18 protein-coding genes are annotated in these 13,271 nt (G+C 63.0%); 10 read left to right on the top strand and 8 right to left on the bottom strand.

All coding sequences use genetic code 11. The features are described from left to right. Window positions 1-9: 9 nt before the first annotated feature. Together LB557_RS13135 and LB557_RS13130 are read right to left on the bottom strand one after the other, a co-directional pair. On the bottom strand, window positions 10-2,349 hold the full coding sequence (locus tag LB557_RS13135) for a response regulator (protein ID WP_224642723.1): 2,340 nt from the start codon (window positions 2,347-2,349) through the stop codon (window positions 10-12). Window positions 2,350-2,460: 111 nt separating this feature from the next. After that, window positions 2,461-3,378, bottom strand: a complete 918-nt coding sequence (locus LB557_RS13130; protein WP_140792669.1) for a polyprenyl synthetase family protein — start codon at window positions 3,376-3,378, stop codon at window positions 2,461-2,463. A 222-nt stretch (window positions 3,379-3,600) separates the two neighbouring features. On the opposite strand from LB557_RS13130, the gene LB557_RS13125 reads away from it, so the two are divergent. The 3 genes from LB557_RS13125 (at window position 3,601) to LB557_RS13115 (ending at window position 5,340) form a co-directional block, all read left to right on the top strand. Then, complete coding sequence (locus LB557_RS13125; RefSeq protein ID WP_140874834.1) at window positions 3,601-4,362, top strand: transglycosylase domain-containing protein; 762 nt, start codon at window positions 3,601-3,603, stop codon at window positions 4,360-4,362. Between the two features lie 141 nt (window positions 4,363-4,503). After that, window positions 4,504-4,686, top strand: coding sequence for a 50S ribosomal protein L32 (gene rpmF / locus LB557_RS13120; protein ID WP_008834724.1), 183 nt, complete (start codon window positions 4,504-4,506; stop codon window positions 4,684-4,686). 252 nt (window positions 4,687-4,938) lie between these two features. Further along, window positions 4,939-5,340: a hypothetical protein gene (locus LB557_RS13115; protein WP_140792665.1), complete on the top strand. Its 402-nt coding sequence runs from the start codon at window positions 4,939-4,941 to the stop codon at window positions 5,338-5,340. Between the two features lie 9 nt (window positions 5,341-5,349). On the opposite strand, the gene LB557_RS13110 is transcribed toward LB557_RS13115, so the two are convergent. The 3 genes from LB557_RS13110 to LB557_RS13100 all read right to left on the bottom strand — a co-directional run bounded on the left by LB557_RS13110 (window position 5,350) and on the right by LB557_RS13100 (window position 6,775). Beyond that, the gene (locus LB557_RS13110; protein ID WP_140720071.1) at window positions 5,350-5,781 is read right to left on the bottom strand and encodes a GlcG/HbpS family heme-binding protein; all 432 of its coding nucleotides are present in this window, start codon (window positions 5,779-5,781) and stop codon (window positions 5,350-5,352) included. Between the two features lie 162 nt (window positions 5,782-5,943). Continuing rightward, the gene (locus tag LB557_RS13105) at window positions 5,944-6,177 is read right to left on the bottom strand and encodes a hypothetical protein (RefSeq protein ID WP_023773965.1); all 234 of its coding nucleotides are present in this window, start codon (window positions 6,175-6,177) and stop codon (window positions 5,944-5,946) included. 76 nt (window positions 6,178-6,253) lie between these two features. Further along, entirely contained in the window at window positions 6,254-6,775 is a 522-nt protein-coding gene (locus LB557_RS13100; RefSeq protein WP_140720073.1) for a winged helix-turn-helix transcriptional regulator, read from the bottom strand. 92 nt (window positions 6,776-6,867) lie between these two features. Here LB557_RS13100 and LB557_RS13095 point away from each other — a divergent pair, with 92 nt between their 5' ends. From LB557_RS13095 to LB557_RS13075, 5 genes are all read left to right on the top strand, one after another. Then, window positions 6,868-7,704 carry an alpha/beta fold hydrolase gene (locus LB557_RS13095; protein ID WP_224642724.1) on the top strand — a complete coding sequence of 279 codons (837 nt, stop codon included), beginning with the start codon at window positions 6,868-6,870 and terminating at the stop codon, window positions 7,702-7,704. A gap of 88 nt (window positions 7,705-7,792) precedes the next feature. Beyond that, window positions 7,793-8,449 (top strand): glutathione S-transferase family protein, encoded by a 657-nt coding sequence (locus LB557_RS13090; protein ID WP_140822497.1) that lies wholly within the window; start codon window positions 7,793-7,795, stop codon window positions 8,447-8,449. A gap of 5 nt (window positions 8,450-8,454) precedes the next feature. Beyond that, window positions 8,455-8,778, top strand: coding sequence for an ArsR/SmtB family transcription factor (locus LB557_RS13085; RefSeq protein WP_015315351.1), 324 nt, complete (start codon window positions 8,455-8,457; stop codon window positions 8,776-8,778). A gap of 13 nt (window positions 8,779-8,791) precedes the next feature. Next, window positions 8,792-9,163, top strand: coding sequence for a nuclear transport factor 2 family protein (locus LB557_RS13080; protein WP_015315352.1), 372 nt, complete (start codon window positions 8,792-8,794; stop codon window positions 9,161-9,163). Window positions 9,164-9,181: 18 nt separating this feature from the next. Then, window positions 9,182-9,646: an SRPBCC family protein gene (locus LB557_RS13075; protein WP_224642725.1), complete on the top strand. Its 465-nt coding sequence runs from the start codon at window positions 9,182-9,184 to the stop codon at window positions 9,644-9,646. A gap of 26 nt (window positions 9,647-9,672) precedes the next feature. Here the strand turns inward: LB557_RS13075 and LB557_RS13070 are convergent, their stop codons facing one another. From LB557_RS13070 to LB557_RS13060, 3 genes are all read right to left on the bottom strand, one after another. After that, a complete protein-coding gene (locus LB557_RS13070; protein ID WP_010911936.1) occupies window positions 9,673-9,936 on the bottom strand; it encodes an ArsR/SmtB family transcription factor in 264 nt (87 codons plus the stop codon). Between the two features lie 31 nt (window positions 9,937-9,967). Continuing rightward, window positions 9,968-11,215 (bottom strand): MFS transporter, encoded by a 1,248-nt coding sequence (locus LB557_RS13065; protein ID WP_015315355.1) that lies wholly within the window; start codon window positions 11,213-11,215, stop codon window positions 9,968-9,970. Between the two features lie 90 nt (window positions 11,216-11,305). Next, on the bottom strand, window positions 11,306-11,500 hold the full coding sequence (locus tag LB557_RS13060; RefSeq protein WP_015315356.1) for a DUF1192 domain-containing protein: 195 nt from the start codon (window positions 11,498-11,500) through the stop codon (window positions 11,306-11,308). A 122-nt stretch (window positions 11,501-11,622) separates the two neighbouring features. Here LB557_RS13060 and LB557_RS13055 point away from each other — a divergent pair, with 122 nt between their 5' ends. Next, window positions 11,623-12,633, top strand: a complete 1,011-nt coding sequence (locus LB557_RS13055; protein WP_224642726.1) for an NAD(P)H-quinone oxidoreductase — start codon at window positions 11,623-11,625, stop codon at window positions 12,631-12,633. Between the two features lie 201 nt (window positions 12,634-12,834). Next, window positions 12,835-12,975 carry a DUF1127 domain-containing protein gene (locus LB557_RS13050; protein WP_013892619.1) on the top strand — a complete coding sequence of 47 codons (141 nt, stop codon included), beginning with the start codon at window positions 12,835-12,837 and terminating at the stop codon, window positions 12,973-12,975. Window positions 12,976-13,271: the final 296 nt, after the last annotated feature.

The raw sequence follows: 13,271 nt of genomic DNA, 5'->3' as shown, positions 1-13,271 counted from the left end.
GGACGGAGTTCAGGCCGTCTTGGCCACCACCGTTTCGCTGAGCCAGGTGCCGATCTTGGCGCCGAGGCGATCGGGAGAAACGGGCTTCGGCAGATAGTCGTCCATGCCGGCCTCGATGCACTTGTCGCGGTCGCCCTTCAGCGCATGCGCGGTGACGCCGATGATCGGGATGTGGCCGCCCGACGACGCCTCGATCGCCCGAATCGCGCGTGTCGCCTCGTAGCCGTTCATTTCCGGCATCGAGACGTCCATCAGAACCAACCTCGGATGCAGCGACCGGTACATCTCGACCGCGGTGCGGCCATTGCCTGCGATGCGGTAGCTCAAGCCCAGCCCATTGAGGATTTGGCCGAACACCATCTGGTTCACGTCATTGTCCTCGGCGATGAGGATGTCGATCGGGCTGTTCGGCGCGGCATTCGATTCCGGCACTGCCGCGATCGGCATGGCGGGGCCGCGGATAACCGTGAAGGCCGGCGGAGCCGGCTGAGGCATCGGTTGGATCGGTTCGCGAATGAAGTGCGCCTTGCCGACCTGCGAGCGCGCCTTCTGGATGACCGAGATGACGGTGCCGAGCAGGACCGCCGAGCGCGCCGGCTTGGTCAGATGCGCCGATATACCGAAGTCGATGATCATCTTGCCGAAATCGACCTGGTCGACCGAGGTCAGGATCACGACTGGGATGGTAGACAGCCGGCTGTCGGCGGCGATGGCCCGGGCGACATCGGCGCCGTTCATGCCGGGCATCTGATAATCGAGGATGATGCAGTCGACGCTGGCGCCGAGCTGGCAGGCGCGATCAAGGAAGGCGAGGCCAACCGCGCCGCTTTCGGCGGCGGCGCAGTCGAAGCTCCAGCTTCTGAGCTGTTCGAGCAGGATCTCGCGGTTGACCGGATTGTCGTCGATGACCAGCACACGCGCGCCGGTTACGTCGACCGGCACGATGGCGTCCCGCGCCTCGGCGCGGTGGACCGGCAGCGGCACGGCGAACCAGAAGACGGAGCCGCGGCCGATCTCGCTCTCGACGCCGATCTTGCCGGCCATCAGATCGACGAGGCGGGCGGCGATGGCCAGCCCAAGGCCGGTGCCTTCGTGACGACGGGTCGACGAGCCATCGACCTGGGCGAACTTCTCGAACACGTTCTGCAATTTCTCGGCCGGGATGCCGATGCCGGTGTCCTCGACGCGCAGCTTGAGCTGGACGACGTCGTTGACGGTTTCGCCGCCGACATCGATCAGCACATGGCCCTTCTCGGTGAATTTCACCGCATTGCCGACCAGGTTGGTGACGATCTGCCGGAAGCGGCCGGCGTCGCCGACGACATAGGCCGGCAGCCTGGGGTCGACGCGCACGATGAGTTCCAGGTTCTTCTCGGCGACGCGCGCCGAGACAAGCGTCGCCACGTCCTCCACCGCTTCCGAGAGGCGGAAGGGGGCGGGGTCGAGCGTCAATTGCCCGGCATTGATCTTCGAGAAGTCGAGGATGTCGTTGATGATGGTGAGCAGCGCGTTGCCCGACTTGACGATAACGTCGGTGAACGTCTTCTGGCGCGGGTTGAGCTCGGTCTTGGCCAGCAATTCGGCCATGCCGAGCACGCCGTTCATCGGTGTGCGGATCTCGTGGCTCATATTGGCCAGGAATTCCGACTTGGCGCGGTCGGCGGCCTCAGCCTTGAACAAGGATTCGGCCGACTGGGCAAAGGCGCGACGGATCGCCTGTTCCATCGGGCGGAAGATCCAGAAAGCGACGATGCCCAGGACGGCAAACAACAAGCCGCTTGCCCACAAAAGCAGCCGATCGCTGGACGCGTCCGCCTGATGGCGTTCGTCGTCCATCGCGGTGCGGACACGCACCAGCATAGGCTGAACGAACAGGTCGTTCTGGTTGCGGATTTCGCGAGTGCTCCATTCATCTGTCTTTTGCGCCACCGACATCAGGTTGAAGTTGCGAACCATGTCACGCGGCGACCAGAACAGATCGCCATTGACCGAAGCGGCCGCGAGCTCGCTGACGGTCCTGGCCGACAGGCGCGGGCGGATCGCGGCGAGCTGGGCGGTCAGGGTCTCGATCTCGCCGGTCAGCCGCTCGGAATGGTCGCGCGCCGAAGCCGTCAGCGAATCGCGCGTCTCGATCCGCCAGGCGGAACTGGTTGTCTCGGCGAAGCTGGTGGCGTTGCGCAGATCGCGGGTGAAAATGACGAGATTGCTGCTCAGCGCATCGATTTCATGGCGCAAGGAATTGACACGATTGAGCGCAACCATGATGGCGGCTGAAGCCAGCGCGAAAACCAACAATCCTGAAAGATAACGTATCCGGACGGACCGGATAAAGGAAGAATATTCCGGCATGCGCAACCCCAACACATACGCATCATTCTAAGGATTGGGATTACGCTTCATTTACATTAAGATTTCGTTGGTGGACCGCAGGTGCACCGCGCAACCGACATGAGCCTGCCGTCAGCTGTTACGGGTTGCGACGAAGATCGCTGCGGCCTTCAGCAGGGCAGCCTTTTCGCCATAGGGCTCGAGCAGCGCGTGCGCCTGGCCGACGAGGCCGTCGAGCTGCTTGCGTGCCCAATCCGCGCCGTGCAGGGCCACCAGCGTACCCTTGCCCGCGGCGGCATCCTTGCCGGTCGCCTTGCCCATCTGCTCGGCGTCGGCCGTCAGATCCAGCAGGTCGTCGGCGAGCTGGAAGGCCAAGCCGATCGCCGAACCGAACTCGGCAAGCCTTTCCAGGTCATCCGACTGTGCGCCGGCCAGGATCGCACCCGCCTCGCAGGCGAAGCGGATCAGCGCGCCAGTCTTCATCGCCTGCAGTGTTATGATGCCGGCCTCGTCCGGTCGCACCTGCTCGGCTTCGAGGTCTAGCTTCTGGCCGCCGACCATCCCACCGGCCCCGGCGGCGCGGGCGAGCGCCAGCACCAGGGCTGCGCGCCGTTCGGCCGGCAGCGCCGTCGCTTCGCCGGCGATGATGTCGAAGGCCAGAGTCAGCAAGGCGTCGCCCGCCAGGATGGCGGTGGCTTCGTCAAAGGCCTTGTGCACGGTCGGCTGGCCGCGGCGCAGGTCATCGTCGTCCATCGCCGGCAGGTCATCGTGGATCAGCGAATAGCAATGCACGCATTCGAGCGCCGCCGCGACGCGCAACGCCGCTTCGCCATCGGCGGAAAACAGGGCGGCACTTTCCATGACCAGGAAGGGGCGCAGGCGCTTGCCGCCGTTCAACACGCCATGGCGCATCGCCGCCATCAGACGATCGGGCCGAGCGATCTCACCCGAAAGCGGGCGATCGTCGAGCAAGCGACGCAGCATCACCTCGACGGCGGCCGCGCGCCTGATGAGCGCCATTTCGAACGCCATTTCGTCGTCATTCGTCATGGCCGGGACCGGTAGCCGACACTCAGACGTTGCGCAAGAAGGCAAGCGCCATTATGCCGGGGCGGTAAGAGCCCGTTTGGAAACTCATCTCCTGCGGTCATCTGAAGGCGTTTTCCGCGCTTCCGGTGTTCACGTACTCGAATGTACGCTCCGCTCCGGTTCTCGAAAACACCCTCACATGACTCACGGGAGCCAGCTTCAAAGCGAGTTCTCTGGCATGGGTTGGGCGGCTTGGCGGAACCGATCGTCGATCATGAGACCGAAAAGCTGGACATGGCGACGAGATCGCGAGGCGTGAGCCGCAGCAGTCTCAGGCGCTGGGTCCGGCGCGGCATCGTCGTGGCCGCCGTGCTGGCGCTCATCCCGGTGGTGCTGACCTTTCTCTACCTACCGTCCTTCGTGCACCCAGTGTCGACGCTGATGCTGAAGGACCTTGCGACCTTTTCCGGCTACGACCGGCGCTGGGTGTCGATCGATGATGTCGCGCCGGTGCTCGCCCATTCGGTTATCATGTCGGAGGACGGGCAGTTCTGCTTTCATCGCGGCGTCGATCTCGGCGAGCTCAGGGGGGTCGTCGACGATGCGCTGGCCGGCGAGGCGACGCGCGGCGCCTCGACCATCACTATGCAGACGGTGAAGAACCTCTTCCTGTGGTCGCGGCCGCTGGGCTCGGTGCGCAAGGTCGTCGAACTGCCGCTGGCCGTCTATTTCGACGCGGTGATGTCGAAGCGGCGCATTATGGAGATCTATCTCAACATCGCCGAGTGGGGGCCCGGCATCTACGGCATCGAGGCGGCGGCGCGGCACCATTTCGGCATTTCGGCAAAGCAGCTGTCCAGACGGCAGGCGGCCCTTCTCGCCGTCACGCTGCCCAATCCGATCGCCCGCAATCCGGCAAAACCAGGGCCGGGCTTGAGAAGGCTCGCCAATCTGATCGAGCGGCGCGCCGGCCGCTCCGGCGCCTATGTCGGTTGCCTGGACTAGCCGGTATAAAAAAGATTCACCACAGTGCTGGCCAAAACGGTGTCAGGCGTGTATAGGCACCCGACTTTCTCAGATTTAGGCCCCGACATGGCCCTTTCACGAGGGCGGGCGGGGCTTTTGACCATGTAGTGGAGCATATCCATGGCCGTTCCGAAACGCAAAACCTCTCCGTCCAAGCGCGGCATGCGCCGCTCGGCCGACGCCCTCAAGGCCCCGACCTATGTCGAGGACAAGAACTCCGGCGAAATGCGCCGCCCGCACCACATCGACCTGAAGACCGGCATGTATCGCGGTCGCCAAGTGCTGACGCCCAAGGAAAGCTGAGACCAGCTTTTCCCAAGCAACCGAGTTACAAAAGACCGGCTTCTGGCCGGTCTTTTTGCGTTTTGGCCTTGCCCTGCGCGCCGGCTACTTCAAGCGCTGAGCTTTTTTGTCTCGTCTTTCATGTCGGCCGGGCAACCGGCTGACATGGTTGTTGCATCCGGTATTCGACCGTGTTTGCGGCCGCGCACGAAAAATCTTGACGCCGTGCCTGTGGGGCATTCTACAGAAGGTGCCCCCATATGGAGACGCCAGATGTTCGGTGCCGTCCCGCTTTTGATCGTGCCTTTCGTGCTCTACAATCTCGGCCTGCTCGGTATATTCGGCGGCGGCGACGATCCGTGGGCGAGCGAGATGTTCTCGTTCCGCATGATGTCGGGCGGGGTGTTCTCGATGACGCTCGGCGACCTGATCGTGCTGATCGGGCTGATTTTTCTGTTCCTTGAAATGGTGAAGTCGGCGCGCACGACCACCGCCTCGATCATGGACCATCTGTTGTCGACGCTTGTCTTCGTTGCTTTCCTGGTCGAGTTCCTGCTGGTGAAGGGTGCCGCGCACTCCATCTTCTTCACGCTGCTGATCATCGCGCTGTTCGACGTGCTGGCCGGGTTCGCGGTGTCGATGCGGTCGGCCAGCCGCGACATCAATTTGAATTAGACCGGAGCCTCAGCCCGGATCGGCGGCGAAGCCGGCGGCTTCGATGCCGGCAATCGCGGCCGCCTCGTCATTGTCAGACGTGTCGCCGGAAATGCCGACAGCGCCGATGACACTGCCTGCCTTGTCGCGGATCAGCACGCCGCCGACGACCGGCAGCACGCGTCCACCCGACACGTCGGAAATGCCGGCAACCAGATGCGGGCGCTCCTTGGCGAAGGCCTCGACCCTGCGCGAGCCCATGCCGATCGCCAGCGCGCCATAAGCCTTGCCGGCCGACATTTGCGGGCGCAGGAACGAGGCGCCGTCCTGGCGCTGGAAGGCGACCAGGTGCCCGCCGGCGTCGAGCACCGAGACGCCGAGCGGCTTGAGCTTGAGATCAGCGCCCTTGGCGAAGGCGGCATTGATGATCTCTACGGCTTTTTCGAGCGGCAACGCGGTCATGGCAATCTCCTGTTGAACAGCCCAATCATCGCCGGCCAGCCGGACCAGGCAATCCCGCTTTCGGTTGAAATTGCTTCCCGCGAAGCAGCGGGATGAAGGCGTGCCTGTCGGATGCGTCACGACGCTCGATCCAGGGCAAGGCATTGGCGGAGAGACGGGGGGTTATTTTTTCTTGGCGCGGGCCGGCTTCTTGGCAGGTGCGGCAGGCGCGTTGGCTAGATCTTCGGCTTCCTTGGCCAGCCGCAGCGCCCGCAGCTTGTCGGTCTTGGCCTTGCGGGCATCGCTCTCGGCGACGTATTCGGCCATGGCTTTCTGCCGGACCGTCGCCGCCTCTTCCTGCTTCTTGAAGCGCAGATCGGCACGCGCGCGGGCAGTGTCCCTAGAGTTCTCAACCAAGAGCCTATCCAATCCCGTGAAGTGTGATTTCCATCCTTTGTAGCAGAGCCGGCCTTTCAACGGGGAAAATAGTTGGTCAGGCGGGCGGGCTGGCGTTGCGGGCCTTTTCGGCAACCACCGCTTCATAGGCGGCCTGCAGCGTCGCGCGGACAGAGGAGCCGGGCGCTGTGTCGAGAGGGGTGCCGAGATGCTCATGGCGCAATTCGTCCATGAATTTCTCCCACATTGGAGGTCCGCCCTTTTCCAGGAGTTCGGCGCGGATCGAGAGTTCCTCGCTTGTCGGCAGCCAGACGCGGCCCCAGGCGCCGAGATGGGCCAGGATGGGCACCAGCGTGATGGCCATCTCGGTCAGGCTGTAGATCGCCTTCTGCTTATGACTGGGGTCGTCCGCCTTGGTCAGCATGCCGAGTTCCATCAGCCGCTTCAAACGGTCGGCGAGGATGTTGGAGGCGATACCCTCCATCGACCCGTTGAGCAGTTCACGAAAATGGCGCCTGCCGCCGAAAATCATGTCGCGCAGGATGATCAGGCTCCAGCGATCGCCGAACACCTCGAGTGAAAGGTTGATCGGGCAGCCGGACCGGCGATCGAGGGTCATTCCATTTTCTCCGCAAAACCGGTTGCATTATCGTATCGGTTTTATTATCGTGCAACCGATTGCAAAATGCAAGCAGATGAGGAGGCCATGAAATGACGAGCAAAGACCGTCCCGAGATCGTATCGGAAGCGTTTGGCGATCCGGCGGATCCGGCGCTGCTGCTGATCATGGGCGCGATGGCCTCGATGCTGTGGTGGCCGGAGGCGTTTTGCCGGAAGCTCGCGGATGCCGGCCTTTACGTGATCCGCTACGACAATCGCGATACCGGCCGGTCGACCAAATATCTGGTGGGACAGCCGCCCTACACTTTCGACGACATGGCTGACGACGCGATAGCCGTTCTCGACAGTTACGGCATCGGCAAGGCGCATGTCGCGGGCATGTCGATGGGCGGCATGATCGCGCAGCTCGTCGCGCTCCGGCACCCTTCGCGCGTCGCTTCGCTGACCGTGATCAGCAGTTCGCCCGTGGGGACCGACACGTCGCATCTGCCGCAAACGACCGACGCCTATATGGAGCATTCGGCCGATGGGGCCAAAGTCGACTGGGCGGACCGCCGCCAGGTCACCGACTTCATGGTCAGCGATGCACGCGCGATCGCCAGCACCGCGCATCCGTTCGACGAGGCCGGGATGAGGGCGTTCATCGAGCGGGATTATACCAGGTCCGGCGGCTTGCTCAGCGCCACCAATCATTTCATGCTCAAGGGCAATGACCAATGGAAGGGTCGCCTGCACGAACTGGCGTTGCCGCTTCTGGTCATCCACGGCACGTCGGATCCGATCTTTCCGGTCGAGCATGGCGAGGCCTTGGCCCAAGCAGTTGCCGGCGCGAAACTCCTTCGTGTCGAAGGCGGCGGTCACGAACTGCATCCGGATGACTGGCCTGATATAGAAGCCGCCATTGTCGAGCATGTCCGATCCAGCTGAGACTTCGTGGGCGAGCCTTGACGAGCGAGGCCTGCCGCAATAGTTAAGTAAATGCTTCAGTGTTTCCACAGAACAGATGAGCACAAGAATGTCCCTGACGCTACATTTCCATCCGCTGGCCTCCTTTTGCTGGAAGCCGCTGATCGCGCTCTACGAGAACGCCACGCCTTTTGCGCCCGTCATCGTCGACCTAGGCGATGAGCAATCGCGCGCGGCCTTTCTGAAGGTTTCGCCGACCGGCAAGATGCCGGCGCTGCGCGACGACGCGCGTGACCGGACGGTGCTGGAATCGACCATCGTCGTGGAATATCTGGCCGCGCACTATCCGGGACCGATTGACCTCGTTCCCGAAGGCATCGACCTGGCGCTGGCGGTCCGCCAGGCCGACCGCTTCTATGATTTCTATGTGCAGGAGCCGATGCAGAAGATCGTCGGCGACAGGTTGCGGCCGCAGGACAAGACCGATCCATTCGGTGTCGAGCAGGCGCGGAGCCAGCTGCGCAATTCCTACGCCATCATCGAACGGGAGATGCTGTCGAGGGAATGGGCCGTGGGCGATATCTTCACCATGGCCGATTGCGCGGCGTCTCCGGCGCTCTTCTATGCCAACAAGGTCGAGCCGTTCGGCGACAGCTATCCCGCCGTGAAGCGCTATCACGACCGCCTGCTGCAGCGCGCCGCCTTCACCAGGGTGATCGAGGAGGCGCAGCCTTACTTCAAGTTCTTTCCCTACAACAACGGCTGATCGCGATGCTGCACGATCCCGCCCAACTCGACCTGATGTTCCAGGCGCTCGCCGATCCGGCGCGGCGGCAGATGGTCGACCGGCTATCACGCGGCCCGGCGTCGGTGAGCCAGTTGGCCGAGCCGCTGGCGATGTCGCTGTCGGCGGTCGTCCAGCACCTCAATCTCCTGGAGGCGAGCGGCCTCGTGCGCACGCAAAAGGTCGGACGGGTGCGCACCTGTCAGATCGAGCCGAAGGCGCTGCGCGCGGCCGAACACTGGATCAATGAGCGGCGCCTCTCATGGGAACGCCGGCTGGATCGGCTCGGCGATTTTCTTGCGGAGAACTGAAGAGGAGCATGCCATGTCAAAGAGAAAATCCGATCTTGTCCGCGGCTATTTCGCGGCCTTTCAGGCCGGCGACCGCGCCGTCATGGAGGCGACCCTCGCCGACGATTTCACCTTCACCAGCCCCTATGACGACGCCATCGATCGCACGACCTATTTCGAGCGCTGCTGGCCGAATGGCAAGCTGTTCCGGTCGATGACGATTGAGCGGATTTGCGAAGACGGGGCTGCCGCCTTCGTTCTGTATGGCTGCGAAACGGTGGACGGAAAATCCTTCCGCAACACCGAGCTACACGTGTTTCGCGGCGGCCGGCTGCGTAGTGTCGAGGTCTATTTCGGCGCTGCCTATCGCAACGGTGTCTTCATTCCGCCGAACCAATCGAGTTGACCAGCGAGGACCCAAGCCATGACCGAACGTTCCGTCGTCCACTCCACCTTCGTTATCGAGCGCCTCTATCCGGCGGCGCCATCGAAGGTCTTTTTCGCGCTCAGCAATCCGGACGCCAAGCGGCACTGGTTCACCGATCCGGGCAACCCGATGCCCAGCCGATACGAACTGGACTTTCGCGTCGGCGGCAAGGAGATCAATGCCGGAGGGCCGAAGGATGGGCCGATCCACGTCTACACCGCCACTTACTGGGATATCGTGCCCGACCAGCGCATCGTCTACAGCTACGACATGCTGTTTGGCGATATCAGAATTTCGGTGTCGCTGGCCACGATCGAACTTTTTGCCGAAGACAAGGGCACGCGCCTAGTGCTGACCGAGCAGGGCGCTTTCCTGGATGGCCATGACACGTCCGGCACACGCGAGCATGGGACCGGGGTGTTGCTCGATCTGCTCGGCAAGTTTTTGCGGATGGAAACCTGATCGTTGTGGCTGCTGATCGAAGAAGATCAGGCTTCCCAGAATTGGTCGAGCCAGATGTTGAGTCTGAGGAAGCCGGCATTGCTCACCGTATAGACACGCCGCGTGCCTTCAGCCTTGGCATTGACCAGCCCGGCGTCGAGCAACACTTTCAGATGCTGTGATACCGCCGGGCGGGAGACTGGCAGCCCGGCCGCCAATTCGTTGACGGTCTTCGGACCGCGTCGAAGTTCTTCCAGAAGATGGCGCCGATTGGGATCGGCGATCGCCATGAAGGCGTCGGAAAACATCATGCCTCATTTGTGAGGCAAAGTTTTTCAAATCTCAACTGTTTGCTTCTGCTTTTCTTCTCGGATCGAGCCGCAATGCTTCGGGGGTCACCGAACGGTCGGCCGGCTGCGTCTTGAAGGCATCGCGATCTCCGATCGGCACCGGCGCGCGGCGGCTGATGCGCAGCAGCGTGTAGCCGGCCAGCGACAGATGCGCGAAGGCTGTCGCCAGGAACAGGCCCTCCGGGCGCATCCAGCCCATCAGGGCGGCGGCCAGCAACGGCCCGATCATGGTGCCGAAGCCGTAAAGCAGCAGCAGCCCGCCCGACACCTTGACGAAATCTTCCGACCGGGCGTGGTCGTTGGCATGCGCTACGGCGATCGAATAGAGCGTGTAGGCGAAAGCGCCGTAGGCGGCGGTGAAGACGAGGACGAAGACCGCCGAGCGCGGCTCGAACAGGAAGATGAGCAGCGCAAACAGCGCCGCGCCGAAGGCGGCACCGGCCAGCACGAAACGCCGGTCGGTCTTGTCGGAGAGGCGCCCGGCCGGAAGTTGCATGGCGGCGCCGGCGACGACCACCAGGCTCATCATCAAGGCGATCTCGGCGGTGGAGATTCCGATGCGGGCGCCGTAGACGGCGCCGAGCGTGCCCCAGGCGCCGTTGGCGATGCCAATCAAAAGGCAAGCGATCGCCGACACCGGCGAGTTGGCGTAGAGTCCCTTGACGTCGAGCTTGACGTCCTGCAGCGGCTTGGGATGCGAGGCGGTCGACACGGCCGTCGGGATCAGTGACAGGCAAAACAGGATGCCGGTGATCATGAACAACGACGCCGATTTCACGTCGCCGCCGGCGACGATCATCTGGCCGCCCATGATCGAGGCATAGGTGACCATCATGTAAAGGCCGAAAACGGTGCCGCGGTTCTCGTTGGTGGCTTTCTCGTTCAGCCAGCTTTCGATGACCATGAAGGCGCCGGCCATGGTGAAGCCGGTAAAGGCACGCAGCAGGATCCAGACATACTCGTCGATGATCAGGCCGGTGAGCAGTGCCACGATCGCGCCGGACGCGGCAAAGGCGCCGAAGGCGCGCACATGTCCGGCGCGGCGCACGATGCGCGGCGCAAAGAAACAGCCGGTGACGAAGCCGCCGGCCCAAGCCGTGCCCATCAGGCCGAGCGAAGCGGTCGAGAACCCTTCCACCTGGCCGCGCAAGGGCAGCAGCAGCCCGTGCAATCCCGATGCCGCCAGAAGAAAGGCGGTGCCGCGAAGCAGGGAAAGGATCGGTCTGTAGGCTGCGAGCATTTTTTGATCCGACTGGGGGACTGGGCGGGGACGCGGGTTTGAAGACAGTCGCATTCGGGCTTTTCGGCGGCGGGCGATTGCCCCAGCGATTTATCCGCGGCGGAACAGCGCCTCGGCAGCCGATTTGGTGGTGTCCTTGGTCTTGAGTTCGGCCTCCAGCCGGGCGATCTCGTCGCGCAGGATTCCGATGCGCTCTGACAGTTCACCGACGGAAAGCAGCGACAGGTCTTGCCCGATCTCGTGCGGACGTGCCTTCTTCTTGGGTTCGTCGTCGAAGATCGCCATGGCTGCTCCTCCTCCGCCAGACCAGATTGGCCATTTGCCTGATTTGGCAATGAGCATACATAGGGCAAGGGCGTCGATGCAAACAGCCGGTAAGAGTGCGGCGAGGAAAGACGGAAAACTTCATGGCGAGCGGACAGAAAATTCCGGCACGGATGACGGCGATCGCTATCTCGGAGCCGGGTGGCCCAAGGGTGCTGAAACCGGAAACGCGCGACGTACCGCAGCCCGGCCCCGGCGAAATCCTGATCAAGGTGCATGCCGCCGGCGTCAACCGGCCGGACGTGCAGCAGCGCAAGGGGGCCTACCCGCCTCCGCCCGGTGCATCGGACCTGCCGGGCCTCGAGGTGTCGGGAGAAGTGGCCGCTCTTGGCGACCAGATATCGCGCTGGCGCATCGGGGACAGGGTCTGCGCGCTCACGCCCGGCGGCGGCTATGCCGAATATGTCAGGGTTCATGCAGGCAGCGTTCTGCCACTGCCGGCGGGCTTCACCCACACGGAAGCGGCGGCGGTGCCGGAAAACTATTTCACCGTCTGGCACAATGTGTTCGAACGCAGCGGCCTGAAGAAGGGTGAGACACTGCTCGTCCATGGCGGCTCGTCCGGCATCGGCACCACGGCGATCCAGCTCGCCTCGGCCTTCGGCGCTTATGTGATCACCACCGCCGGATCCCAGGAGAAATGCGACGCCTGCCTGAAGATCGGAGCCGACCGTGCGATCAATTACCGCGAGCAGGATTTCGTCACCGCGGTCAAGGAGGTGACCGAAGGCCGAGGCGCCAACGTCATCCTCGACATGGTCGGCGGCGACTATGTCCAGCGAAACTACGAGGCCGCCGCTGTCGAGGGCCGGATCGTGCAGATCGCGGTTCAGGCAGGCGCTGTCGCCAGTGCCGATTTTTCCAAGGTCATGGTCAAGCGGCTGACCCATACGGGCTCGACGCTCAGGCCGCGCACAGTCGAATTCAAGGCGGCGATCGCGGCGGCGCTGGAGGCACAGGTGTGGCCTCTGCTGGGCACGCGCAAGGTGGCACCGGTGATGGACATGATCTACCCGCTTACCGACGCATGGCGCGCGCATGAGCGGATGGAGGAGGGGGAGCATATCGGCAAGATCGTGCTCGACGTCGGCTAGGACGCCAGCATTTTCGGCTCGGCCCGACCGGATCTCGACACGGTCTGGCCAGCGTCCTTCGCCCCTGCCTACAAGATGAACAGAAGCTTAATGGTGCAATGCAGCATTTGCATCATTGCTATGCAAAATCGGCTGTTCAAGTCCCGCCCGATGATCACTATTTGAGCATCATCGAAACGAACCCAATTCAGGAGGACTACCATGAACCCGATCCGTGCTTTCCGTAACTGGCGCATGTACAACGAGACCGTTCGCGAACTGAACCGCCTCAACGCCCGTCAGCTCAGCGACCTCGGCATCAACCGCGGCGACATCGAGCGGATCGCCCGTCAGGCGATCTGATTGCAAGCGCGACCCGCCGCAAGGCAGGGTCGCAATGCAGAGCCGCCGCAGACGCTTGTCGTCGCCGGTTCCAAACCCGCTGGACCCTGTCCGGCGGGTTTTGTCTTTTGGGGGGATTGGATTCATCTCGGCTTCGGCGTGATATGCCATGGCGATCCGCGGCAAATGCGGCGGCAGGGTTGGGACCGCCGTGGCAAACGTTAGCCGTCACCGCGTGCCTTGGTTGGCCACGTCGTTCCCAGCTCTTCCAAAAACGTTGCGAAACGACCTGAGAGCAGTTATACAGGCCGCGAATT

Source organism: Mesorhizobium sp. BR115XR7A (genome assembly GCF_020165315.1).
Classification (GTDB): Bacteria; Pseudomonadota; Alphaproteobacteria; order Rhizobiales; family Rhizobiaceae; genus Mesorhizobium; species Mesorhizobium australicum.
Note: the sequence above shows the minus strand (reverse complement) of the source record. Positions and strands in the feature narration are given on the sequence as shown.